At 72.4% G+C, this 22484-nt stretch carries 21 protein-coding genes; 7 read left to right on the top strand and 14 right to left on the bottom strand.

What is annotated here, in order from left to right:
• The first annotated feature begins 17 nt into the window (after positions 1 to 17).
• Both AC07FT_RS18875 and AC07FT_RS18880 read left to right on the top strand, forming a co-directional pair.
• On the top strand, positions 18 to 1412 hold the full coding sequence (locus AC07FT_RS18875; RefSeq protein ID WP_479177172.1) for an amino acid permease: 1395 nt from the start codon (positions 18 to 20) through the stop codon (positions 1410 to 1412).
• 570 nt (positions 1413 to 1982) lie between these two features.
• Positions 1983 to 3104 carry a PP2C family protein-serine/threonine phosphatase gene (locus AC07FT_RS18880; RefSeq protein ID WP_479177173.1) on the top strand — a complete coding sequence of 374 codons (1122 nt, stop codon included), beginning with the start codon at positions 1983 to 1985 and terminating at the stop codon, positions 3102 to 3104.
• 19 nt (positions 3105 to 3123) lie between these two features.
• On the opposite strand, the gene AC07FT_RS18885 is transcribed toward AC07FT_RS18880, so the two are convergent.
• Genes AC07FT_RS18885 through AC07FT_RS18895 form a run of 3 tightly spaced genes read right to left on the bottom strand, consistent with a single transcriptional unit; the run spans position 3124 to position 5247 of the window.
• The gene (locus AC07FT_RS18885; protein WP_479177210.1) at positions 3124 to 4131 is read right to left on the bottom strand and encodes a bile acid:sodium symporter family protein; all 1008 of its coding nucleotides are present in this window, start codon (positions 4129 to 4131) and stop codon (positions 3124 to 3126) included.
• Between the two features lie 22 nt (positions 4132 to 4153).
• A complete protein-coding gene (locus AC07FT_RS18890) occupies positions 4154 to 4363 on the bottom strand; it encodes a hypothetical protein (RefSeq protein WP_479177174.1) in 210 nt (69 codons plus the stop codon).
• A gap of 17 nt (positions 4364 to 4380) precedes the next feature.
• Positions 4381 to 5247 carry an isocitrate lyase/PEP mutase family protein gene (locus AC07FT_RS18895; protein ID WP_479177175.1) on the bottom strand — a complete coding sequence of 289 codons (867 nt, stop codon included), beginning with the start codon at positions 5245 to 5247 and terminating at the stop codon, positions 4381 to 4383.
• 163 nt (positions 5248 to 5410) lie between these two features.
• On the opposite strand from AC07FT_RS18895, the gene proP reads away from it, so the two are divergent.
• Together proP and AC07FT_RS18905 are read left to right on the top strand one after the other, a co-directional pair.
• A complete protein-coding gene (proP, locus tag AC07FT_RS18900) occupies positions 5411 to 6883 on the top strand; it encodes a glycine betaine/L-proline transporter ProP (protein ID WP_471193481.1) in 1473 nt (490 codons plus the stop codon).
• Between the two features lie 138 nt (positions 6884 to 7021).
• Positions 7022 to 7393: a nuclear transport factor 2 family protein gene (locus AC07FT_RS18905; RefSeq protein ID WP_479177176.1), complete on the top strand. Its 372-nt coding sequence runs from the start codon at positions 7022 to 7024 to the stop codon at positions 7391 to 7393.
• Here AC07FT_RS18905 and AC07FT_RS18910 read toward each other — a convergent pair.
• Complete coding sequence (locus AC07FT_RS18910; RefSeq protein ID WP_479177178.1) at positions 7383 to 8186, bottom strand: helix-turn-helix domain-containing protein; 804 nt, start codon at positions 8184 to 8186, stop codon at positions 7383 to 7385. The genes AC07FT_RS18905 and AC07FT_RS18910 overlap by 11 nt on opposite strands.
• Before the next feature lie 82 nt (positions 8187 to 8268).
• Here AC07FT_RS18910 and AC07FT_RS18915 point away from each other — a divergent pair, with 82 nt between their 5' ends.
• Both AC07FT_RS18915 and AC07FT_RS18920 read left to right on the top strand, forming a co-directional pair.
• A complete protein-coding gene (locus AC07FT_RS18915) occupies positions 8269 to 8580 on the top strand; it encodes a 4a-hydroxytetrahydrobiopterin dehydratase (protein WP_471193486.1) in 312 nt (103 codons plus the stop codon).
• A 110-nt stretch (positions 8581 to 8690) separates the two neighbouring features.
• Positions 8691 to 9929: an SAM-dependent methyltransferase gene (locus AC07FT_RS18920; RefSeq protein ID WP_479177180.1), complete on the top strand. Its 1239-nt coding sequence runs from the start codon at positions 8691 to 8693 to the stop codon at positions 9927 to 9929.
• 75 nt (positions 9930 to 10004) lie between these two features.
• Here AC07FT_RS18920 and AC07FT_RS18925 read toward each other — a convergent pair whose 3' ends face one another.
• From AC07FT_RS18925 to AC07FT_RS18935, 3 genes are read right to left on the bottom strand one after another with little or no spacing between them, the layout of a single operon-like run.
• The gene (locus AC07FT_RS18925; protein WP_479177182.1) at positions 10005 to 11381 is read right to left on the bottom strand and encodes a cryptochrome/photolyase family protein; all 1377 of its coding nucleotides are present in this window, start codon (positions 11379 to 11381) and stop codon (positions 10005 to 10007) included.
• 19 nt (positions 11382 to 11400) lie between these two features.
• Positions 11401 to 12216, bottom strand: coding sequence for an anti-sigma factor (locus AC07FT_RS18930; RefSeq protein WP_479177183.1), 816 nt, complete (start codon positions 12214 to 12216; stop codon positions 11401 to 11403).
• Positions 12213 to 12797: a sigma-70 family RNA polymerase sigma factor gene (locus tag AC07FT_RS18935; protein ID WP_254737719.1), complete on the bottom strand. Its 585-nt coding sequence runs from the start codon at positions 12795 to 12797 to the stop codon at positions 12213 to 12215. Before AC07FT_RS18935 ends, AC07FT_RS18930 begins: the two co-directional genes overlap by 4 nt.
• Positions 12798 to 12980: 183 nt before the next feature.
• Here AC07FT_RS18935 and AC07FT_RS18940 point away from each other — a divergent pair, with 183 nt between their 5' ends.
• Positions 12981 to 13907: a class I SAM-dependent methyltransferase gene (locus AC07FT_RS18940; RefSeq protein WP_479177184.1), complete on the top strand. Its 927-nt coding sequence runs from the start codon at positions 12981 to 12983 to the stop codon at positions 13905 to 13907.
• Positions 13908 to 13914: 7 nt separating this feature from the next.
• On the opposite strand, the gene AC07FT_RS18945 is transcribed toward AC07FT_RS18940, so the two are convergent.
• The 7 genes from AC07FT_RS18945 to AC07FT_RS18975 form a co-directional block, all read right to left on the bottom strand.
• The gene (locus AC07FT_RS18945) at positions 13915 to 15090 is read right to left on the bottom strand and encodes a S1 family peptidase (protein WP_479177185.1); all 1176 of its coding nucleotides are present in this window, start codon (positions 15088 to 15090) and stop codon (positions 13915 to 13917) included.
• Positions 15091 to 15303: 213 nt separating this feature from the next.
• A complete protein-coding gene (locus AC07FT_RS18950; protein WP_479177186.1) occupies positions 15304 to 16137 on the bottom strand; it encodes an aldo/keto reductase in 834 nt (277 codons plus the stop codon).
• Between the two features lie 120 nt (positions 16138 to 16257).
• Positions 16258 to 16938, bottom strand: a complete 681-nt coding sequence (locus tag AC07FT_RS18955) for a hypothetical protein (RefSeq protein WP_479177187.1) — start codon at positions 16936 to 16938, stop codon at positions 16258 to 16260.
• A 111-nt stretch (positions 16939 to 17049) separates the two neighbouring features.
• Positions 17050 to 18873 carry an AMP-dependent synthetase/ligase gene (locus tag AC07FT_RS18960; RefSeq protein WP_479177188.1) on the bottom strand — a complete coding sequence of 608 codons (1824 nt, stop codon included), beginning with the start codon at positions 18871 to 18873 and terminating at the stop codon, positions 17050 to 17052.
• Positions 18874 to 19274: 401 nt separating this feature from the next.
• The gene (locus tag AC07FT_RS18965) at positions 19275 to 19946 is read right to left on the bottom strand and encodes a class I SAM-dependent DNA methyltransferase (protein WP_479177189.1); all 672 of its coding nucleotides are present in this window, start codon (positions 19944 to 19946) and stop codon (positions 19275 to 19277) included.
• Positions 19947 to 19994: 48 nt separating this feature from the next.
• Positions 19995 to 20411: a nuclear transport factor 2 family protein gene (locus AC07FT_RS18970; protein WP_479177190.1), complete on the bottom strand. Its 417-nt coding sequence runs from the start codon at positions 20409 to 20411 to the stop codon at positions 19995 to 19997.
• A gap of 17 nt (positions 20412 to 20428) precedes the next feature.
• On the bottom strand, positions 20429 to 22381 hold the full coding sequence (locus tag AC07FT_RS18975) for an exo-alpha-sialidase (protein WP_479177191.1): 1953 nt from the start codon (positions 22379 to 22381) through the stop codon (positions 20429 to 20431).
• Between the last annotated feature and the right edge of the window lie 103 nt (positions 22382 to 22484).

Raw genomic sequence — 22484 nt, forward strand, 5'->3', positions numbered from 1 at the left:
TCCGTGACGATGTGCGCATGCCCGACCAGCACCACCCGCGCCGCTTCGGCCTGCCCACGGCGACCGCTCTCGTCATGGGGAACATCATCGGCGGCGGCATCTTTCTGCTGCCCGCCTCCGTCGCCCCGTTCGGCACCCTCAGCCTGCTCGCCTTCGTCGTCCTGACCGTCGGCGCCATCGCGCTCGCGCTGGTCTTCGGGCGGCTGACCGAACGCGATCCGCGCACCGGCGGCCCGTATGTGCACGCCCGCGCGGCCTTCGGCGACTTCGCGGGGTTCCTGTCCGCCTGGTCGTACTGGACGATGACCTGGGTCAGCAACGCCGCGCTCGCGGTGGCGGCGGTCGGCTATGTGCACGTCCTGATGCCGGGCCACGACAGCGAGGGCGTCAACCTCGCGGTGGCGCTTCTTGCGCTGTGGCTCCCGGCACTGGCCAACCTGGCGGGAACCCGCTGGGTGGGCGCGGTGCAGATCGTGTCCACGGTGCTCAAGTTCGTCCCGCTGTTCTTCGTCGCCGTCGTCGGGCTCTTCTTCTTCGACCCGGGAAACCTCGGCGCGTTCAACGAGACCGGCAGCGGCGCCCTCGGCGGGCTGTCCGCGGCCGCCGCGATCCTGCTCTACAGCTATGTGGGCGTGGAGTCGGCGTCGATGAGCGCGGGCGAGGTCAGCGACCCGGAGCGCAACGTCGGGCGGGCGAGCGTGCTCGGCACGATCGGTGCGGCCGTGGTCTATCTGCTCGGCACGGTGTCGGTGTTCGGCACCGTCGACCACGACGACCTGGTGAACTCCACCGCCCCGTTCTCCGACGCGGTGAACGCCATGTTCGGCGGAGCGTGGGGCGGCACGCTGATCGCGGCGGCTGCGGTCGTCTCGATCGTCGGCGCGCTCAACGGCTGGATCCTGATGAGCGCGCAGGCCCCCTACGCGGCGGCCCGGGACGGGCTGTTCCCGGCGGCGTTCGGCGTCAGGCGGCGCGGGGTGCCGACCTTCGGCGTGTTCGTGGGCGTGGTGCTGGCCTCCCTGCTGATCGTGGTCAACTACACCTCCGGCTCCGGCGGGCTCTTCGAGATCCTCGTCCTGATCACCACCTTCTCGGCCACCGTGCCGTATCTGCTGGCGGCCGGTGCCCAGTTGTACTTCCTGCTGTCGGGACGGCGCGACCAGGTGCGGAAGGGACGCTTCGGCTGGGATGTGACCCTGGCGCTCACGGGCTTCGGCTTCTCCTTCTGGCTGGTCGCGGGCGCCGGGTACGCGGCGGTGTACCAGGGCGTGCTGTTCCTGTTCGCGGGTGTCCTGGTCTACGTCTGGATGGCCGCGCGCCGCCGGCGCGAGGCGGACGCGGCGCCGGAACCGCACCGGGCCCCCGGCACGTCCTCCGAGCCCACCCCGACCCCGGCCGACTCCCTCACCTGACCCGCCGGCCCGCCGCCCCGGAGCCGCGCTGGTCACGTCCGCCGTGGCGGTGTCGCGACCGGGCCGGCCCCGGGCGGACGCCGATGCCGCTCGCCCCCGGCGGATGCCCGTTCCCCCGCCCCCGGCCGGTGCGACCTGGGCGGGGCCTGTGTCGTGTGGGAGCCGACCGGGCCGGTCCGGGGCGGTTGGCTCCGGGTGGGCGCCCGTGCTCCTCGCCCCGGGTCGATGTCCGTTCCCTCGTCACCGGCCGCCGCCGGTGCGCCCTGGGCGGGACCGGTCGGTCCGGGGGCGGTTGGCTCCGGGTGGATGCCCGCGCTCTCGGCCTGGGCTCGGTGGCCGGGTCGGCCGCTGGTGGGGTCCCGTGGGCGCGCCCGGTGTCGCGTGGGTCGCCCGGGCCGGTCCGGGCGCGGCCGGCTTCCGGCGGACGCCCGTGCTCCGCGCCCCCGGTGGACGCCCGCGCCTCGGCCCCCGGGGCCGCCGGTGTACTGCGGTACCCGGCTCGCCGGCCCGCACCTCGGCCCGCCGGCCTGAGGCCGGGCACCGCGGCGGGAACGGGTGTAAGCAGGATGTATGCGCGTTCGCCTCGACTACACCCATCCTGACGGGGCACGACGCCGTACGCCGCCCGTGCTGTATGCGATTCCGCTGGGCATTCTGCTCACGATCACCCTGATCCATATCGACGCCCCGGCCAATGTCCACCTCGGCCCCTTTCTGATCGCCGCACCGGCGATCACCGCGTCGTTCGCGAGCGCGCGCGGGACCGCCGTGATCGGGGCCCTCGCGGTGATTTCGCTGATCGTCATCGGGATCCTGCACGGCGGGCTGACCACCGCCAACCACCAGGCGCAGCTCGCCGCGCTCATCATCATCTCGGCGCTGGTGACCAGCTTCCGGTATGCCACCGACCGCCACCGGCGGCGTCTGCGGCAGGTGAGATCGGTGGCCGTGGCCGCCCAGGAGGTGTTGCTGCGGCCGATCCCCGACCGGGTCGGACCGTTGCGGATTGCTTCCGTCTATATCTCGGCTGAGGAAGAGGCCCAGATCGGGGGCGATCTGTATGCCGCCGTACGGGTCGAGGACGCGACCCGGCTGATCATCGGGGATGTGCGCGGCAAGGGGCTGCCCGCCGTGGGGGACGCCGCCGTGCTGATCGGGGCGTTCCAGGGTTCCGCGTACCGCCAGCTGCCGTTGCCCGCCCTGGGCACCCACCTCGGCCGTGCCGTGCGCTGGAACTGGCAGCACGCGCCGGGGCGCGGCGAGTACGCCCTGGAGTCGTTCGTGACCGCCGTGGTGCTGGACGTCCACGACGACCGGCACGTCATCGACATGATCAACTGTGGCCATCCGCCACCCCTGCTGCTGCACCGCGGCGAGCTGTGGCCGGTGGGCGGTGCCGATCCGGCGCCGCCGCTGGGGGTGGGCGAGCCGTCGGACGGCGATTTCAAGGTCGAGACGCTCACCTTCGAGGACAACGACTTCCTGGTGCTGTACACCGACGGTGTCATCGAGGCCCGGAACGCCGAGGGCACGTTCTATCCGCTGGCCGAGCGGCTGGCGTCCCGGAACTGGGGGAGCCCGGAGGAACTGGTCCGCGCCCTCCATGACGATCTGCTGCGGTACGCCGGGGGCAAGGTGAACGACGACGCGGCCGTGGTCGCCATCGCCCGCTGCCCCGCGGCCTCCGCCTGAGAGCGGCACCCGCCCGCGCTCAGGCCCGCCCCGCCCCACCGGGTCCGCGGCGGGACCAGCGGCCCGCGATCACGGCGCACACCATCAGCTGGAGCTGGTGGAAGAGCATCAGCGGCAGGATCACCGGCCCCGCCGCCTCCCCGAAGAGCACCGCGGCCATCGGCAGCCCGGTGGCCAGGCTTTTGTTGGAGCCGCAGAAGACGATGGCCACGCGGTCCTCCCGGCCGAAGCCCAGCCGCCGGGCGGTGAACGAGGTCAGGGTGAGCGCGACCGCCAGCACCAGCGCGGCCAGCCCCAGCAGGGACAGCAGCCGCACCGGGGTGATCTGGTGCCAGACGCCCTCGGCCATACCCCGGCTGAACGCCGTGTAGACGACCAGCAGGATGGAGCCCCGGTCCAGCAGCGCCAGCGCCTTGGTGTGGCGGATGACGAAGGGGGCGGTCCAGCGGCGCAGTGCCTGCCCGGCGAGGAACGGCAGCAGCAGCTGGGTGCCGATGGCCAGCAGTCCGTCGGCGGAGAAGCGGACCTCCGAGCCGATCAGCCAGGCCGCGAGCAGCGGGGTGAGCACCATCCCGGCCAGGCTGGAGTACGTTCCGGCGCAGATGGCCGCCGGGACGTTGCCGTGTGCGGTGGCGGTGAGCGCCACCGAGGACTGCACGGTCGAGGGGACCACACAGAGGAAGAGCAGCCCGGTGTGGAGCGGATCGCTGAGCAGGAACGGGGCGAGAGCGCCCAGGGCCAGCCCCAGCAGCGGGAAGAGCGCGAACGTGCTCGCGCCCACCACCAGATGGAGCCGCCACTGCCGCAGTCCCGTCCGGGCCTCGCGGGTGGACAGCCGTGTGCCGTAGAGGAAGAACAGCAGCCCGATGGCGAGGTCCGCGCCGTGGCCGACGGTGGTGGCCGCACCGCCGGTCGCGGGCAGCAGCGCCGCCAGCGCGACCGTCGCCAGGAGGGCGGCGACATAGGGGTCGACCGCCCTCCCGGCGCGGCGCGGCCAGGACTCCGCCCGGTGTCCCGTCCGGGACATCAGCCAGGACCTGGCCGCCACCTCACTCGCCTCCCTCGTGGTCGCTGCCCGCCGTACCCAGACTGGCGAGCAGGGTGTCGAGGGTGCGGTCGACCTCCAGCCAGGAGTCCGCACCACAGTTGTCGATCACGATGAGACCGGTGTGCGGGCCGTTGCACCGCGACTCGTCATCGGCCCGTGCGGCGGTGGCGCCGCCCAGTACGGCCGAGGCGGCCGTGACCACGGCGGACACCACCGGAGCGGCCCGCCTCATACCGATGCCGGGCGCCGGTCGTGGCCGTGGTGGCGGCTGAGGTTGCGCTCCAGCAGCTCGGTGGCGCCCCTGACCCCGACCGCCCCGGTCTCCTGGGTGTCCGGCAACCGCCCGTCGGCCATCTTCAGGTCGATCAGCGCGCCGTCGATCGCGCCATGGGCGGCGAACAGACACGGGGTGCTGTAGATGGCCACATCGACGTCGAGGCCGGAGAGTTCGGAGAGCGACAGCCGCGGTGACCTGCCCCCCGCGATCTGGTTGAAGAGCAGCGGCTTGTCCCCGATGACCTTGCGGATCCGCCGGATCCACTCCACGCTGCGCACCCCGTCCACCAGGACGACGTCCGCGTCCGTCTCCGCGAGGGCGGCGGCCCGCCGCAGGATCTCGGACTCCTCGGTGGCATCGGTCCGCGCCACCACGACCAGATCCCGTCTGCTGCTCAGCACCAGGTCCAGTTTGGCGAGGTATTCCTCGAGCGGCAGGATCAGCTTGCCGTCCGCGTGACCGCACCGGCGCGGACGCTTCTGGTCCTCCAGAATGACACCGGAGGCCCCGGTCCGCTCCAGCCGCTGCACCACATGACAGGCGACTTCGGGGTCCACATAGCCGTCGTCGATGTCGACCAGCAGATGGTGCGCGGGGAAGGCCAGCCGCAGCCGTTCCACAAAGGCCAGCATGTCCGGCCAGGCGATGAAACCGATGTCCGGCAGCCCGTAATGGGACGCGGCGAACCCGAATCCCGAGACGAAGAATCCGTTGTAGTGCCGGGCCGCGATGGAGGCCGAGTACATGTCGTAGATACCGATGAGGGGCGTGGTGCGAGGCGATCCGATCGCTTCTCGCAGCTCTTTGCCGTAGCACATGGCCCAGAAGATGCCGGGGGTCCCTTGCAGGGCGGTCGAACGTCCCTTGAAGAGGTGGTCGGGCCGTTGCGGACAGCTGAGCGGCGGCCCCGGAAACCGTCTCCGCATGCCGGGTCCGAGGTGGGGTAAGCGCAACAGGTCTGTCCAGTGGAAAGAGTTGCCTGTGCCGGTCCCGACCGATTCCGAAGCGCCCGCCCCGGCGGTCGCCGCCCCCGTCCGCCACCCCCGGTTGCTGCGGGCCGTCGCGCGCCGCAAGAACCCGCCGCTGCGGCGCAGCGATATCACGGTCACGGAGGAGAGAGCGGTCCGGAAAGCCGTGAAGGCGGCGGCTCTCGGAAACGCCATGGAATGGTTCGACTTCGGGATCTATAGTTATCTCGCGGTGACCATCGGCAAGGTCTTCTTTCCGTCCGGAAATGACACGGCACAAGTCCTCTCATCACTCGCCACGTTTGCCGTCGCGTTTCTCGTACGGCCCCTCGGCGGGCTGTACTTCGGACCGCTCGGTGATCGCATCGGGCGTAAGAAGGTCCTGTCCCTCACCATGATCATGATGGCGTCCAGCACCCTCGCCATCGGGCTGATCCCCGGATATGCCACTATCGGCTTCTGGGCCCCCGCGCTGCTCATCCTCTTCCGGATGCTCCAGGGGTTCTCCACGGGTGGTGAATACGGCGGGGCCTCCACCTTCATCGCCGAGTACTCGCCTGACAAACGCCGTGGATTCTTCGGGAGTTTCCTGGAATTCGGCACCCTGATCGGTTACACCGCCGCCGCCGGGATGGTCACCATCCTCACCGTGGCGCTCTCCGACGCCTCCATGGAGTCCTGGGGCTGGCGCATTCCGTTCCTGGCCGCCGCGCCCGTCGGACTGATCGGCCTGTATCTGCGGCTGAAGCTGGACGAGACGCCCGCCTTCCGGAAGCTGGAGGAAGAGGGCGCCACCGCGGCCGAGGAGCGGCAGACCCCGCCGTTCTGGCAGGTGTTCCGCAGCCAGTGGCCGGTGATGGTGCTGTGCATCGCGCTGGTGGCCGCGTACAACATCACCGACTACATGCTGCTGTCCTACATGCCGACCTATCTCTCCGACACCCTCGGCTACAGCGCCACCAGCGCCCTGGTGTCCATCATCGTGGTGATGCTGGTGCTGATGGCGGCCATCACCTTCGTCGGCCGCCTCTCGGACCGCATCGGCCGCAAACCGCTGCTGATGGCCGGTTCGGTCGGCTTCCTCGTCCTCGCCGTGCCCAGCTTCCTGCTCATCAAGCAGGGCAGCCCCGCCGCGGTGTTCACCGGGCTGCTCCTGCTGGGGCTGTGTCTGCTGCCGTACGTCAGCGTGATGTCGGCGTCGCTGCCCGCGCTGTTCCCCACCGATGTGCGCTACGGCTCGCTGTCCATCGCGTTCAACATCTCCGTCTCGCTGTTCGGCGGCACCACCCCGCTGGTGATCGAGGGCCTGGTCAGCGGTACCGGCGACGATCTGATGCCCGCGTACTACACGATGGCCGCGGCCGTGGTCGGCATCATCGCCACCGCCGCGATGAAGGAGACCGCGCGCCTGCCGCTGGAGGGGTCCCCGCCCGCGGTGGCCACCAAGGAGGAGGCCATCGAGCTGGTGGCGGCACAGCGCTCCTGACCCGCGCCATGACCTCGGAGGTCATCGACCCGCCCGGCGGAGCTGCCGCAGAGTGGGGGCAACGGATCCCGGGCCGGCGCACTCCGGCCCGGTATCCGCCCCCGACCCGCCGTACTTCCGCCGAGGAGAGTGTCCGCCATGACCTTCGACTACGACGCCATCGTCGCCCGCTACTTCGAGGCGTGGAACGCCACCGACGCCGACACCCTCGCCAAGGCCGTGGCCGCCGCCCTGACCGAGGACGGCACGTACACCGACCCGCTGACCGAGGTCCGCGGCCACGGAGAGCTCGCCGCCGTCATCGCCGGGGTCCACGAGCAGTTCCCCGGCTTCGAGTTCCGCCACACCGGCACCGTCGACGGCCACCACGACACGGCCCGGTTCACCTGGGAGCTGGTCTCCACCGCCGACGGCTCCGCGCCGGTCGCCGGGTTCGATGTGATCACCCTGGCCGAGGACGGCCGGATCCGCTCCGTCCTCGGCTTCCTGGACCGCGTCCCTACCGCGTGACCAGCTCGCCCAGGGCGGCGGCGGTCTCCCGGTCGGCCGGCAGGAACGTCTCGATGGCCAGCTCGGAGACGGTCACGTCCATGGGCGTGTTGAAGGTGGCGATGGTGGAGATGAAGGAGAGCACCCGGCCGCCGTGCTCGATCACCATCGGGAGGGCGAACGGCGCGTGGCCGCGCGCCGCGGCGCTCTCCCGGCCACCGCTGTCCGGCACCGGATAGGCCGCCACCTCCTCGTAGACCGCCCGCAGCGCGGGGGAGCGCATCATCCACAGCTGGCGGTCCATCTGGTCCAGCAGATGACCGCGCCACTCGCGGAAGTTGCGGATGCGGGGGGCCAGACCCTCCGGGTGGAGGGTGATGCGCATCGCGTTGAGCGGGGGCGTCAGCAGGTGTTCCGCGACGCCGTCCAGCAGCATGGCGATCCCGCGGTTGGCCGCCTGCACCTCGTAGACGCCGTTCACCACCAGCGCGGGATAGGGCTCATAGCCCGTCAGCAGCCGCTTCATCCCCTCGCGCAGGGTCTCCATCGACGGGTCGTCGACCGCCCGCTCGGGAAACTGCGGGGCGTACCCCGCGGCGAGCAGCAGCGCGTTGCGCTCGCGCACCGGCACCTCGAGGTGGTCGGCGAGCCGCAGCACCATCTCCTGGCTCGGCCGGGACCGGCCGGTCTCGATGAAGCTGATGTGGCGCGAGGAGGAGTCGGCGCGCAGCGCGAGCTCCAGCTGGCTGATCCGCCGACGGTTCCGCCACCCGCGCAGCAGCTCGCCCACCCCGGCCGACGTCGCAGTTGTCATGGGAGGAAGGTAACCGAACCCGGCGGGCGGACGTGGCAGGGTGGGGAGCGCTGATCCGCCGCCCAGGACGAAGGGATGTGCCATGGCAGTCGAACCGCTCGGCCGGCAGGAGGTCCAGGACCGCCTCGAACGCCTCCCCGGCTGGTCCTGGGCGGAGGACCGGCTCATCCGCCACTACGCCTTCGGCGGCCATCCGCAGGCCGCGGCGCTGGTCGCGGAGATCGCCCGGATCCAGGACGAGCTGAACCACCACTCCGAGCTGACGCTCGGTTACAACACGGTCGGCGTCACGGTGAACACCCACAGCGTGGGCGGCAAGGTGACCGAGCTGGACTTCGGCCTCGCCCGGCGGATCGAGGACGCGGCCGCCGCACACGGGGCGCGCACCGGGTGAGCTGACCAATCCGCCGCCCGGCCGGCCCCGAATACCTCGTGGAAGGTACACCGGTGGCCGGCCCGGCGGACGTGAGCCGCCCGGCGGCCCTGCTTGCAGGAGGCAGACCGATGAGCGACGTGGCCGCCGCCCTCGCCCCCCGCGCCGAACGGCTGCTCGGCGCCCCGCTCCCGGTGCGGCTGTGCGCCTGGGACGGCAGCGAGGCGGGACCGCCCGGTGCGCCGCGGGTACGGCTGCGCTCCCGGCGGGCGGTGCGCCGGCTGATGTGGCGGCCCACCGGACCGGGCCTGGCCGAGGCGTACATCAGCGGTGACCTCGACGTCGAGGGCGACCTCACCGAGGGGCTGCGCGCCCTGTGGCACGCGGTGCGCGGACGCGCCGCGTCCCCGTCCGGCGGCCCGGTCCTGGCCACCCGGGCCGGAGCCGCCGCCACCGCCGTACGGCTCGGCGCCCTCGTCGGCCGCCCGCCCGCCCGTGACGACACCACGCGCCCGGACGTCACCGCCGAGTTCCACCAGCGGCTGCTGGACCCGTCCATGGCGCTGTCCTGCGCCTACTGGACCCGTCAGGACCCCGCGTACCGGCTCGCCGACGCCCAGCGCGACAAGCTGGACGTCATCTGCCGCAAGCTGAACCTGGTGCCCGGCGCCCGGCTGTTGGACATCGGCTGCGGCTGGGGAGCGCTGGCCCTGCACGCCGCCGACCGCTACGGCGCGCAGGTCACCGCCGTCACCACGGTCCCGGAGGAACGTGACCTGCTGGCCGGGCGGGTGCGCGAACGCGGTCTGCGCCACCGGGTCGACGTCGAACTGGGCGACCACCGCGCGCTGCGGGGCGGCCAGTACGAGGCCGTCGCGTGTGTGGAGGCGGGTGAGTACATGGGCGATGAGCACTACCCGGAGCTCTTCCGCACCCTGCACCGGATGCTCCGCCCCGGCGGCCGGGCCCTGGTCCAGCAGCTCTCCCGGCCGTCCCCGGCGGCCGACCCCGGACCACCGCTCACCGGGCACCTCGCCCTGCGGCCGCGGCCGCGCCCGCTCGGCGAGACCATCGGCCTGCTGGAGACCTCCGGACTCGAGGTGCGCGCCTCGGAGTCGCTGCGCGAACACTACGTCCGTACGGTCACCGCCTGGCGCGCCACACTGGAGGCGGACTGGGAGGGCTTCCGCCGTCTGGCGGGCGAACCGGCCGCCCGCGCCTGGCGGTTGCGGCTCGCCGGTGCGGCCCTCGCCCTGGAGGAGGGACGGATGGGCGTCGACCAGATCCTCGCCGTCCGCCCCACCGACCGGGGCGCCAGCTGTATGCCGGTCACCCCGGAGACGTGGTACCCGGCGGGCGCGGCCGCCTGACCGGCGAGGCGCGCGAGTGCCGCCGCGTCATGCTCCGACGGGCACCACACCCGGCCAACGTTCCGTGCCGGGGCGTCAGTCGCGGTTCCTGGCCCGTTTGAAGCGGGCCAGGCCCGCGTCCAGGTCGACGATGGGGTCCGGGTAGTCCAGCCGGGCGCGTTCGTCCTCCGGCAGGCGCCAGGGGGTGTGGACGCGCGGGCTCTTGACGCCCGCCAGTTCCGGCACCCAGCGGCGCACATACGCGCCGTCCGGGTCGAACCGCTTGGCCTGGGCGAGCGGGTTCAGAACGCGGTGGGGGCGGGTGTCGGTACCGGTGCCCGCCACCCACTGCCAGTTGAGCTGGTTGTTGGCCATATCGCCGTCCACCAGCAGATCCAGGAAATGCTGAGCCCCGATCCGCCAGTCGGTGTACAGCGTCTTGGTGAGGAAGCTGGCCACCAGCAGCCGTGCCCGGTTGTGCATCCAGCCCTCGTGGCGCAGCTGCCGCATCCCGGCGTCCACCAGCGGATAGCCGGTGCGCCCCGCCTTCCACGCGGCGATCTCCGCGTCATCGGCGCGCCACCGGTCCTGACGGGTGCGGTAGTCGGTGTGCGCGGCGTCCGGGCGGGCGGCGAGCACCTGGTGGTGGAAGTCCCGCCAGGCGAGCTGGCGGACGAACGCCTCGGCGCCCTCGCCGCCCGACTCCTCCGCCCGGCGCACCAGTTCCACCGGGGACAGACAGCCGAAGTGCAGGTACGGCGAGAGCCGCGAGGTGGCGTCGCCGGGCAGGTCGTCGTGGTCGTCGGCGTACCCGCCGAGCCCCGACCGCCGCCACGCGGTGAACCGGCGCCGCCCGGCCGTCTCCCCGCCCCGGGGCAGTCCGGGCGAGGTGCCGCCCGGGGCGAGCGCGGTCACCGCGGACAGCGGTTCGGAGCGCAGGCCCGACAGCTCCGGCAGCGGTACGCGGCGCGGGGCGGCCAGCACCGGGCGGGGCTCGATCCGTTGCCAGGCGCGGAAGTACGGGGTGAACACGGCGAAGTGGTCCTTGCCCGCCGGGACCACCTCGCCCGGCTCCACCGCCGTCACCACCGCGCCGTGCACCCGCAGCTCCCGCCCGTCCGCGGTCAGCGCCTCCCGCAGCCGGGCCTCGCGCCGCCCCGCGTAGCCGCTCACCCCGCCCGCGATGTGGACCTCGGCTGCGTCCACCCGGTCCGCCACCTGGCGGATCTCCGCCACCGGGTCACCCTTACGGAGGATCAGCGCACCGCCGCGCTCCCGCAGCCCCGCGTCCAGATCCGCCAGGGCGTCCGCGAGGAACGCCATCCGGTTGGGCACCGCGAACCCCGTGCGGACCAGTCCGGGGTCCAGGACGAACAGTGGAACGACCTGGTCAGCGGCTCGGACGGCGGCATGGAGCACGGGGTTGTCGCGCAGCCGCAGATCGGAGGTGAAGACGGCGATCGAAGAAGTCACCCTGTTCGTTTACACCGGCTCAGCCCGAGGGGAACGTCATCAGCGCGATCGGGTCGGTCGTCGGTGCCTTCGAACCGCCGGCCGGCTCCACCGTGAGGCCCATGGCCGAGGACGTCCCGACCGGCCCTCGGAGCAGCGCCGCCGAACCCCCGCCGGAGGTGTGCAGCAGCCCCGCCGAGCGCATCGTGCCCCCGTCGCTGAACCACAGCTGGTAGACCCGGCCCGAGGGCGCTTCGGGCAGACCGGAGGAGAGGAACACCGCGCGGTCCAGTCCGCGGGAGACCACGACCGCGCCCGTCGCGCCGTCCTTGAGCTTGCCGGTGCGGGTCCGGGCGTCCGGTGCGGCCAGCACCCTGGCCAGCTCGTCCACCTCGGCGACCCGCCGCTCGGCGCGGTCCGCCGTGTTCCGTGCGTCGGACGCCTGCCGGTACTGCCACACCGCGGCCCCGCCGAGCGCCGCCGCCCCGGCCAGACAGGCGGCCAGGGCGAAGCCCAGGGCCCTGCGCCCACCGCGCCGCCGGGGCCGGCCCGTGCCGCGGGACTCGCGGCCGCGGCCCTCCTGGATCCGGCGGTCGTCCCGGCCGTCGTGGGACGCCACCCGCGGCGGCTCCTGGCGGACCGTGGTGATCCGCCGCATCACCTCGTCCTTCATCAGCGGCGACGGGGCCAGCGAGGTGGCCACCGCCAGCCGCCCCGCGGTCTCCCGCAGCTCCCGCACCTCCAGCGCGCACGCCTCGCACAGCGCGAGGTGGCGCTCGAACTCCTCCAGCTCCCTGCCGGACAGCGCGTGCACCGCGTAGGCCCCGGTCAAGGTGTGCAGATCCGCTCTGGTCATGCCCCGACCCCCATGCAGTCCCGGAGCCGGATGAGCCCGTCCCGGAGTCTGGTCTTCACGGTCCCCAGCGGCAGCGACAGCAGCTCCGCCACTTCGCGGTAGGTACGGCCCCGGTAGTACGCGAGCGTCACCGACTGCCGTTGCAGTTCGGTCAGCGTCCGCATGCAGCGGCGCACCTGCTCGCGCTCCAGTCTGGCCTCCACCTGTTCGGTCACCTCGTCGAACGCGGGGGTGCGGGCCAGCAGCGCGGCGCGCGCCTCACGGTCGGAGGCGGCCTGTGCGGAGCGCACCCGGTCCACCGCGCGCCGGTGGGCCAGCGTCATGATCCACCCCATCGCGCTGCCGCGGCCCGGTTCGAACCGCGCCGCCGACCGCCACACCTCGACCAGCACCTCCTGGGTGACCTCCTCGGCCTGGGCCGGATCGCGCAGCAGACTGCGCGTCAGCCCGAGGACGGGCCCGCAGACCGCGTCGTACAGGGCCGCGAACGCGTTCTGGTCACCCCGGGCCACCATGTGGAGCAACTCCTCCAGGGCCGGGCCGCGGGCGGCCGGTCCGCCGATGTACACGGGTTCTCTCACAGGCCGTCCTTCCGGGATCAACGATGCGGCGTACACGCAGGTGTCGTACCTCATTCGTCACCCGGACGGGCCCGGATTGGTGAAGCTGTTCCGAAGATGCGCGGACGGGGGCGCCGAGCGGGGAAGTTGCCGGTCCGGCAAGATACGTTGGCGGTCCGCGGCGGCCCGGTGGAGGCTCGGCCCATGACCGGACACCAGGGCGCGGACGCCCACACCCAGGGACACCACGGCCATGACGAACGCCACGGCCACCACGGACACGACCACACCGACCTCGACTGGAACGTCCTCGGCCCGCTGCTGGAGCAGGGCGCCGAGCTGAGCGCGCCCGTGCACCACGGGGCCGCGCGGTGGCTGGCGGAGCGGACCGGCGGGGAGGTGCGCCGGATCCTGGACGTCGGCAGCGGCCCCGGGGTGGTCACCTGTCTGCTCGCCCAGGTCTTCCCGCGGGCCGAGGTGGTCGCGGTGGACGGCGCCGACGAGCTGCTGGAGCGGACCCGGGACCGGGCCGCGCGGCTCGGCCTGGCCGACCGTGTCCGCACCCGCCGCGCCGAACTGCCCGGTGACCTGGGGGCGCTGGACGAGGCGGATCTCATCTGGTCCAGCAAGACCGTGCACCATCTGGGCGACCAGCGGGCCGCGGTCCGTGCGCTCGCCGCCCGTCTGCGCCCCGGAGGCGTGCTGGCCCTGGCCGAGGGCGGACTGCCGCTGCGCTGTCTGCCGCGTGACGCCGGGCTCGGACGGCCCGGGCTGATGTCCCGGCTCGAGGTCGTCAACACGGAGATGTTCGCCGAGATGCGGGCCGCGCTGCCGGACACCGTGGAGACGGTCGAGGACTGGTCCGCGATGCTGGCCGGGGCCGGGCTGGACGGGGCCGCCAGCCGTACCTTCCTGCTCGATCTGCCCGCCCCGCTGGACACCCCGGCCCGCCAGTGGCTCCGCGCCGAACTGGGCCACCGGCGCGAGGCCGCCGCCGACCGGCTGGCCGACGGCGACCTCCTGGCGCTGGACCGGCTGCTCGACCCCGACGACCCCGCCGGGATCATGCGGCGGCCGGACGCCTTCGTGCTGAGCGCCCAGACCGTCCACAGCGCGCTGCGGACGGGATGAGCCGGGGTCAGCCGGTGGTGAGGGTGAGGTTGTAGGCCGAGAGGATCGGGTTCAGCGGCTGGTAGTAGGTCGTACCGCCCCGGGTGCAGTTGCCGGAGCCGCCGGAGAGGACGCCCTGTCCCTCGCTGCCGGAGATGTACGGGCCGCCGGAGTCACCCGGCTCGGCACACACATTGGTGCGGGAGACACCCCGGACGGTGCCCTCGGCGTACTGCACGCTGGTGTTGTGCTGGAGGATCGTCCCGCAGTGCCAGCCGGTGGTCGAGCCGGAGCGGCAGACGGACGAGCCCACCGGCGCCTGCTGGGAGCCGCCGACCACCACGTTGGCGTTGTCCGCGCCGACCACCCACGGCTGCGGGGTCCAGTTGTCGTTGGTCTCCACCCAGGCGTAGTCGTTGCCCGGGAAGGTGGACCCCTGGAAGGAACCCTGGGCGACGCGGTTGTACCCGGCGGTGGAGTCCCCGGGGTCGCCGCAGTGCCCGGCGGTGACGAAGCCGTTGCGGTCGCCCTGGCTCACCGAGAAGCCGATCGAGCAGCGCGCGGAGCTGTTGATGTAGTACGCCTCGCCGCCGCGCAGGTCGTACAGGGGGCGGGGGCGCTCGGGCGACTGCACGATCCGGACCACATCGCGGTCGGCACCGCTGGCGGCGACGAAGTCGGTCGCCCCGGCGGTGTTGGCCGCCTGGACCACCACGCTGTTGCTCTTGACGTCCACGTACCAGGCGGAGGCGGCGTCCACGGCCGGGGCGCGCGACGCCGCGGTCCGGTCCAGGGCGTCCTTCGCGGCGGCGAGTTCCTTCAGGCTGTGGTCGACGACCGCGGCGTTGGCGCCGCTGGCGGTGATGGTGCCGCGCTGGCCCCGGTCGGTGGTGGCGACCGTCAGCTCGGCCGTGTTGCCGCTCACCCAGGCGCCGCCGTACGAGCCGCCGAGGGTCCTGCGCAGTCCGGGTTCGGCGGCACCGGCCCGGTACTCGTTGTTGATACGGGTCTTCGCCTCATCGGCCGTCAGACCGAGGTCACGCTGCATGGCGGCGAGCATTCCGGGAGGGATCTCCCGTTGCGGGCCATGGGTGGGATCTCCGGGGTCGGCGACCGCGGGTATACCGGTGCTCAGAAAGAGGGCGGCTATGGCGACGGTGCAACCGGCGGCCAGTTCAAGGCCGTGACGGCGTCTGCGGGGCATGGGCTGTCTCCTCAGGCTCAAAAAACAGTCACGCTGTGTGCCTTACTGAGCGCCAAGCGTAATTGTGGGTGCCGAGGACCGCTCGGCGGACGCCGGAGCCCTTCCGGAGAGGCCGGGCACGGCCGGGGTACGACAGCGCCCCGCCGCGTCATACGCGGCGGGGCGGTTGAGCCGGTCGGCCCTTCGTGGTCGGCTGTCGGGCCGGTGCCGGGCTCAGGTCACATTGAACGTGTCGGGGTCGGGACCGAGGCGGTTGCCCGAGTTCATCGCCTCCAGGGTGGCCAGGTCCTCCGTGTCCAGGGCGAAGTCGAACACATCGATGTTCTCCGCGATCCGCGACGGGGTCACGGACTTGGGGATCACCACATTGCCGAGGGTGAGGTGCCAGCGCAGCACCACCTGGGCCGGGGTCTTCCCGTGCTTGGCCCCGATGGCCGCCAGCTTCGGGTCCTCCAGCAGCCCCTTGCCCTGGCCGAGCGGGGACCACGCCTCGGTGGCGATGTCATGGCGGGCGTTGAACGCGCGCAGCTCCGACTGCTGGAGCTGCGGGTGCAGCTCCACCTGGTCGATCACCGGGGCGACCGAACCCTCGGAGAGCAGCCGCTGGAGATGGGCGGGGTGGAAGTTGGACACCCCGATGGCCTTGGCCCGGCCGTCGGCGTAGATCTTCTCGAGCGCCTTCCAGGTCTCCACGAACCTGTCCGCCTCGGGCACCGGCCAGTGGATCAGGTACAGATCCACGTGGTCCAGGCCCAGCTTGGTCAGCGAGGTGTCGAAGGCGCGCAGGGCGGCGTCATGGCCCTGGTCGGAGTTCCAGAGCTTGGTGGTGACGAACAGCTCGTCGCGTGCGATGCCGGACGCGGCGAGCGCCTTCCCCGTGCCCTCCTCGTTGCCGTAGATGGCGGCCGTGTCGATGCTGCGGTATCCGGCCTCCAGCGCGTGCCGCACCGCGACCTGCGCCTCGTCGTCCGGTACCTGCCAGACACCGAATCCGAGCTGCGGCATCCGGACGCCGTTGTTGAGGGTGATGAAGGGGATCTCGCTCACGAGCAGTCGATCCTTACGTCGGATACGGATACGTCGTACACCGGAGTCAACGATCACCGCCGGTCGCGCATTCCCGGGACCGCGCCTCCCGGCGGACGCTGCCCGGAAGGGCAACCCCGTTCACCGGGGTGCCATGAGCGGCAGCGGCTCCGCGATCTCCTCCCGGAAGCGGTGCAGGGTGTGGCCGTCGCGCACGGTGGCGCCCACCGCGACCGCCGCCCGGGTCACCGCCCCGCGCGGTGCCCGGACCACCATGGCCAGCCGGTAGGTGCCGCCGATCCGCGCCGCCTGGGTGTGCCGGATCTCCCAGCCCGGATCGGAGCGCAGCTCCCGCCGTGCCTCCAGACAGATCCGCGCCCCCGGGTCGGCCCGGCCGGCGTCGAGGAACCCCAGCCGCGGCCCGAGGTGCGCGGCGGGGGAGAGGGCGGTGTCCGCCGTCTCCCCGGTGCGCTGCCGCGGGGTCATGGACCAGGCCACCGGCTGGAACGCGGTCGCGCCGTCGCGCACCGGCTCGGCCGACAGCGTCAGATCGAGGTTGATGGTGTGCAACTCGGGCTCGGGCGCGTCCCGGGCGCAGGTCACCGCGCAGTGCAGCAGATGGAAGTCGGCGCTGTGCGCCTCGGCGGCGAGAAAGGCGGACAGGTCCGGATCCCCGCCGACGAGCTCCTCGGTCACGGGTACGGACACCGGTCCGCCCAGGACGATCCGCCCGGTCAGGGCGGGGACGGCGGGCCGGGGTGTCTCCTCGGACAGCAGGGACAGGGTGCGTTCGGGAAGGTCGGGGAGAATGACGTCGATCATTGCGTGCCCCCTCAAGCGGCTCGGTTCGGACAAGCGGCTCAGGTGTGCTCGGTGGTGCTCGGTGCCGTGCTGCGGCTCGGTGGTGCTCAGAAGTGGTTCATCGGTCGTGCGTCACTGGTACAGCGCCTCGACTTCGACGGAGTACGCCTGCTCGATCGCCTTCCGCTTCAGTTTCAGCGAGGGCGTCAGCAGACCATGCTCCTCCGAGAACTGCGCGGCAAGTATCCGGAACGTACGAATTGACTCCGCCTGGGAGACGGTGGTGTTCGCCGCGACCACCGCCCGCCGGATCTCGGTCTCCAGATCCGGGTCCCGGACCAGCTCGCTGGGCGGCAGATCCGGTTTGCCGCGCATCGCCAGCCAGTGCGATACGGCCTCCGGATCCAGGGTGACCAGCGCCGCGATATACGGCCGGTCATTGCCGACGACGATGGCCTGGGCCACCAGCGGATGCGCCCGCACCCGCTCCTCCAGCCCCACCGGCGACACCGTCTTGCCGCCGGAGGTCACCAGGATCTCCTTCTTCCGCCCGGTGATGGTGAGGTAGCCGTCGGCGTCCAGGGTGCCCAGGTCGCCGGTGGAGAGCCAGCCGTCGCGCAGCACCTGGTCGGTGGTCTTGGGGTCGTTGTGGTAGCCGGAGAAGATCTGTCCGCCGCGCAGCCAGACCTCCCCGTCGTCGGCGATGTGCACCGAGGTGCCCGGGATCGGCACCCCGACCGTGCCGTAGCGGGTGCGCTCGGGCGGATTGGCGGTGGCGGCGGCGGTGGACTCGGTGAGGCCGTAGCCCTCGTAGACGGTGACGCCCGCCCCCGCGAAGAACAGCCCGAGCCGCCGCTCCATCGCCGAGCCGCCGGACATGGCGTGCCGGATCCGGCCGCCCATCGCCCCGCGCACCTTGCTGTAGACGACCTTGTCGAAGAACTGGTGCTGCATCCGCAGCGAGGCGCCCGGCCCCGGACCGGTGCCGAACGCCTTGGCCTCCTGCGCCTCCGCGTACCGCACCGCCACGTCCACGGCCTTGTCGAACGGCCCGGACCTGCCCTCGGCCTCGGCCTTGCGCCGCGCCGCGGCGAACACCTTCTCGAAGATGTACGGCACGGCGAGGATGAAGGTCGGCTGGAAGGTCTGGAGGTCGGGCAGGAGCGCGGTGGCCGACAGATTGGGCTGGTGGCCGAGTTTCACCCGGCCGCGGATGGCGGCGACCTCGACCATCCGGCCGAACACATGTGCCAGCGGCAGGAAGAGCAGGGTGGCCGCCTCGTCGCCCGGCTTGGAGTGGAACGCCGTCTCGAACCGCTCGACGATGTTGTCGCACTCGGCCATCAGATTGCCGTGCGTGATCACACAGCCCTTGGGGCGTCCGGTGGTGCCCGAGGTGTAGATGATGGTCGCGGGCTGGTCCGGGGTCATGGCCCGGCGGTGCCGCTCCACCATCTCGTCCTCGACCGTCTCCCCGGCCGCGAGCAGTTCCTCCAGCGCTCCGGCGTCCAGCTGCCACAGCCGGGCCAGCTGGGGCAGCCGTCCGACCACCGAGCCGATGGTCATGGCGTGGTCCTCGTGCTCGACCACACAGGCGGTGACCCCGGAGTCGTACAGCATCCAGAAGACCTGTTCGGCGGAGGACGTGGGGTAGAGCGGGACGCTCTGGGCCCCCAGGGTCCACAGCGCGAAGTCGAACAGCGTCCACTCGTAGCGGGTGCGCGACATGATCGCGACACGGTCGCCGAACCGGACCCCGTGGGCCAGCAGTCCCTTCGCGAGCGCCATCACCTCGTCGCGGAACTCGGCCGAGGTCACGTCCTGCCAGCGGCCGTCCGCCGTCTTCCGGGCGAGCGCCACCCGGTGCGGATCGGTGTCCGCATGGTCGAAGACGGCATCCGCCAGTCCTCCAACCTGGGGCGTCGTCGCCAACGGGGGGACGGTGAACTCGCGCAATCCCTGCTCCTTGAGGCCGCTCCGCACAGCGCCGCGACGCTACCGGATCCGGCAGCCGATGCGGGAGAGGCCCTTTGTGCCCGGAACGCGCGGAATGCGTGGCGGCCGATGAGGTGAAAGGCTGTCAACCGGGGCCCACGAGGGCGGGATTGCTCAGAGTCGCGTCCTATGCACCGCATGTGTGGCTCATATGTAACGGATTTCTGCACGGAATCTCTCCGATGGTGGCACAGGGCCCGCCCGAATCACCTCACCCGGGCGCCCGGCCAACGCCCGCACAGCGGCGTCACACGGCCGATTTCCGTACAGCGGTGCGAAATCCGTGGCTCCGGACGCGGCCGGTCACCGCGGGGCGGATGCGGCCGACGGGCCCATGGAGATCAAGCCAGGTGTGATCACCGTCACATCCCTGAAGGGGTGTCCTCTCCGCCCGGTTTGCGGGCGATCAGGACCGCCTGCGGAGTGGACTCCCAGCGCTCCGGCCCCCGCACCGTCCGCGCGTGCACGGGCAGCCCGGCCGCGTCCAGCAGCTCGGCGATCCGGTCCGGCTGCCAGCGCCGGAAGGTCAGGTCCACCGGGTGGCCGAACGCCTCCGTGAAACACCGCGGCTCATCGCCCACCTGGAACGCGACCAGCAGCCGGCCGCCCGGCACCAGCACCCGGTGGAACTCCGCGAACACCTCCGGCAGCCGCTCCGCCGGGACGTGGATGGTCGAGTACCAGGCCACCACCGCGCCGAGGGAACCGTCCGGCTGGTCCAGGGCCAGCATCGACCCCTCCTCGAAGCGCAGCCCCGGATGCTCGCGGCGGGCCAGCGCGAGCATTCCCGGCGACAGGTCGATCCCGAAGACGGACAGCCCCAGACCGTGCAGATACGCCGTGACCTCGCCCGGTCCGCAGCCGACGTCGGCCACCGGCCCGCCCCCGGCCTCCCGCACGGTCTCCGCGAACGCGCCGAGCACCGCACGCTCCAGCGGCATCCGCGCCAGCTCGTCGCGGAAGCGCTCCGCGTAGTCGACGGCCATGGCGTCGTAGGAGGTACGGGTGGCCCGGAGGAAGTCGGCTTCGGTCATGGCCGGCACCCTACCGATCACCCCGGGACCGGATCCGAGCCCGGGACGTCAGTCCGTGGCGGGAAACGAATGGTGCTCATGCGCCACCATCCAGCGCCCCTGCTCCTTGCGCAGTCCGAGGGTCAGCCGGAGCCGGTTGCCGGGCTCGGCGCGCAGTTCCTCGGGTGTACCGCAGCGCAGCAGCGCGTGGGCGAAGGCGACCCCGGCCCCGGCGGTCACCTCCAGGGAGACGATCTCGAATCGCGCGCCCTGCCGCTGCCAGGTGAAGAAGGGCGGCCAGACGGCACGGTAGGCGTCGATGCCCCGGACACCGTCGCTGGGCGGCGGTACGTCGAACATCACGATGTCCTCGGCGTGGTCGGCGAGCACACCTTCCATATCGCCCTCGTGCACCGCCCGTGCCCAGCGCTCGACCAGCGCCCGGATCCGGATCTCGTCGGTGGTGTCGCCGGAGCCGTGGTCCATGGTCGGGTGGTGTCCTCTCAGCGGGTGGCGGACCGTACGCGGTCCAGGGGCAGCCGGACCAGGGCGCCGGAGCCATGGCCGTCCAGGGGGGCGTTGTACTCCCGGATCCGGCGGAGTTCGGTGTCGCTCAGCGACCGGCCGTAGAGCCGGAACTCATCGAGGTCGCCCGTCATCCGGGACCGGCCGTCCACGGTCTGGCCGAGGTGGAGGGCGAAGGGGGAGGTGCGGCTGACGGTGCCGGGGACGTCGGCCACGGTCGCCGCCGCGCCACCGTCCACCGTCAGGGAGAGCCGCCCACCGGAGCGGATCAGGGCGAGGTGGTGCCACTGCCCGTCGTTGTACGCCGCTCCCGTGCTCACCGAGGCGCTGGTGAACCCGGCGAAGCCGTTGACCGTGGTGATCAGCGCCCGGATCCGGTTGCTCGCCGGTTCGCCGCGCAGCCAGACCTGGGGCTGCCTGGTGCCGATCCCGCCCATCCAGAGGAAGGGGTGCTGCCCGGAGGCGGCCGAGTAGCGGACCCACAGGCTCACGGTGAAGTCGCGGGTGCCCAGCGGAGTTGCGTTCCGGTACGGCAGCCGTACCGCGTCGTCGGTGCCGTCGAAGGACAGTGCGCGGCCGTGCCGCCCTTCGGTCGTGGCCGCGCCGCCGAGCACCGTCGCGGGACGGGCGCCGGGGGCGCGGTCCTCGGTGGTGGGGGCGGGGGCGCGGCGCGGGCCGAGCCAGTCCCCGGTGAACCGGGCGAAGCGGATCTCGTCACGGGCGTCGACCGCGCCGCCCTCGTAGAGCAGTCCGACGGTGTCGTACGAGATCGCGGTCATGTCCGAGTAGCCGGACCAGTCGGTGGTGACCACCGCGCCGTTCTCGACCCCGTCCCAGCTGCGGCCCTCGTCCCAGGAGGACCGGATCATCAGGGTGCGGCGCCGGTCGGGGTCGGCCGGGGCGGAGAGCAGCAGTCTGCCGGGGCCGCCGCGGCCGGTGCCCAGCGGCAGGACCGAGCCCTGCACTTGCGGGACGGGCAGATCGGGGAGGGCCCGGAAGGGCGCGGTGAAGCTCTCGCCGCCGTCCCGGCTGAGGGCGAAGTCCCGGTGGCCGAGGTCGGTGCCGTCCTGTTCGCGCCCGCTGACGAGGACCGAACCGTCCCCGCGTTCCACGAGCGTCATCTCCGACGGCTTCTGCCGGAAGGTGCCGTCCGCCGCGATGGGGAAGGTGTCCACCGCGCCGATCTTCCAGTGTCCGCCGCCGTCGTCGCTGTAGGCGAGCGCGGCGTGGTTGTGGGTGACCCGGGTGCCGTCGTGGCTCTCGGCGTTCACGGTGAAGAGCAGACGGCCCTTGTGGCGGCCGTGCCGGAGCTGGATGCCGTGCACCGGACCGGTGGCGTACCAGGAGTTCCAGGAGGGCGGCAGCAGTGAGGGGCCGAGGTCCTCCGGGGCCGACCAGGTGGCGCCGTCGTCATCGCTGTACTGGAGGTGCGGGGTGCGGTCACAGGGCACGTCGCAGCTCTGCGCGTCGTCCCGGCCGGTGTTGGAGGTGCTGGCGAGGAGGACGCGTCCGGTGCGTGTGTCCACCACGGGCGCCGGGTTGCCGTGGGTGTCCCCGCCGCCCTCGTTGATCACCTGGAGCGGCCCCCAGCTGCGGCCGCCGTCGGTGGAGCGCTTCAGCACCAGGTCGATGTCCCCGGCGTCACCGCAGTTGTCCACCCGGCCCTCGGCGAACGCCAGCAGGGTGCCGTTCGCGGACCGTACGACCGCGGGGATCCGGAAGCACGAGTACCCCGGCTCGTCGGCCGCCTTGAACAGCACCTGCTGTTCGAATCCCGAACGGGTACGGGCCGCCGACGCGTCCGCGTCCGCGGCCCGAACCGGAAGCGGGGTGAGGGCCGGCGCCGCGGCGGTGAGCAGGACCGCCGCGATCCGTCGCCAGGGTCTGGTGCGGGGGCGGGGGCGGAGGTGGGAACGGTGAACCGGCGCCATGGTCACGACCTGCCCTTCGGTCCTTCGGTCAGGACATCAAGACATCCCACGTCTCAGGGGTGACTGCGGCAGAAGTTTCCCGTCTCCGGCCCGCCGCCACAAG

The sequence above is a fragment of the Streptomyces sp. NPDC045899 genome (assembly GCF_056431485.1).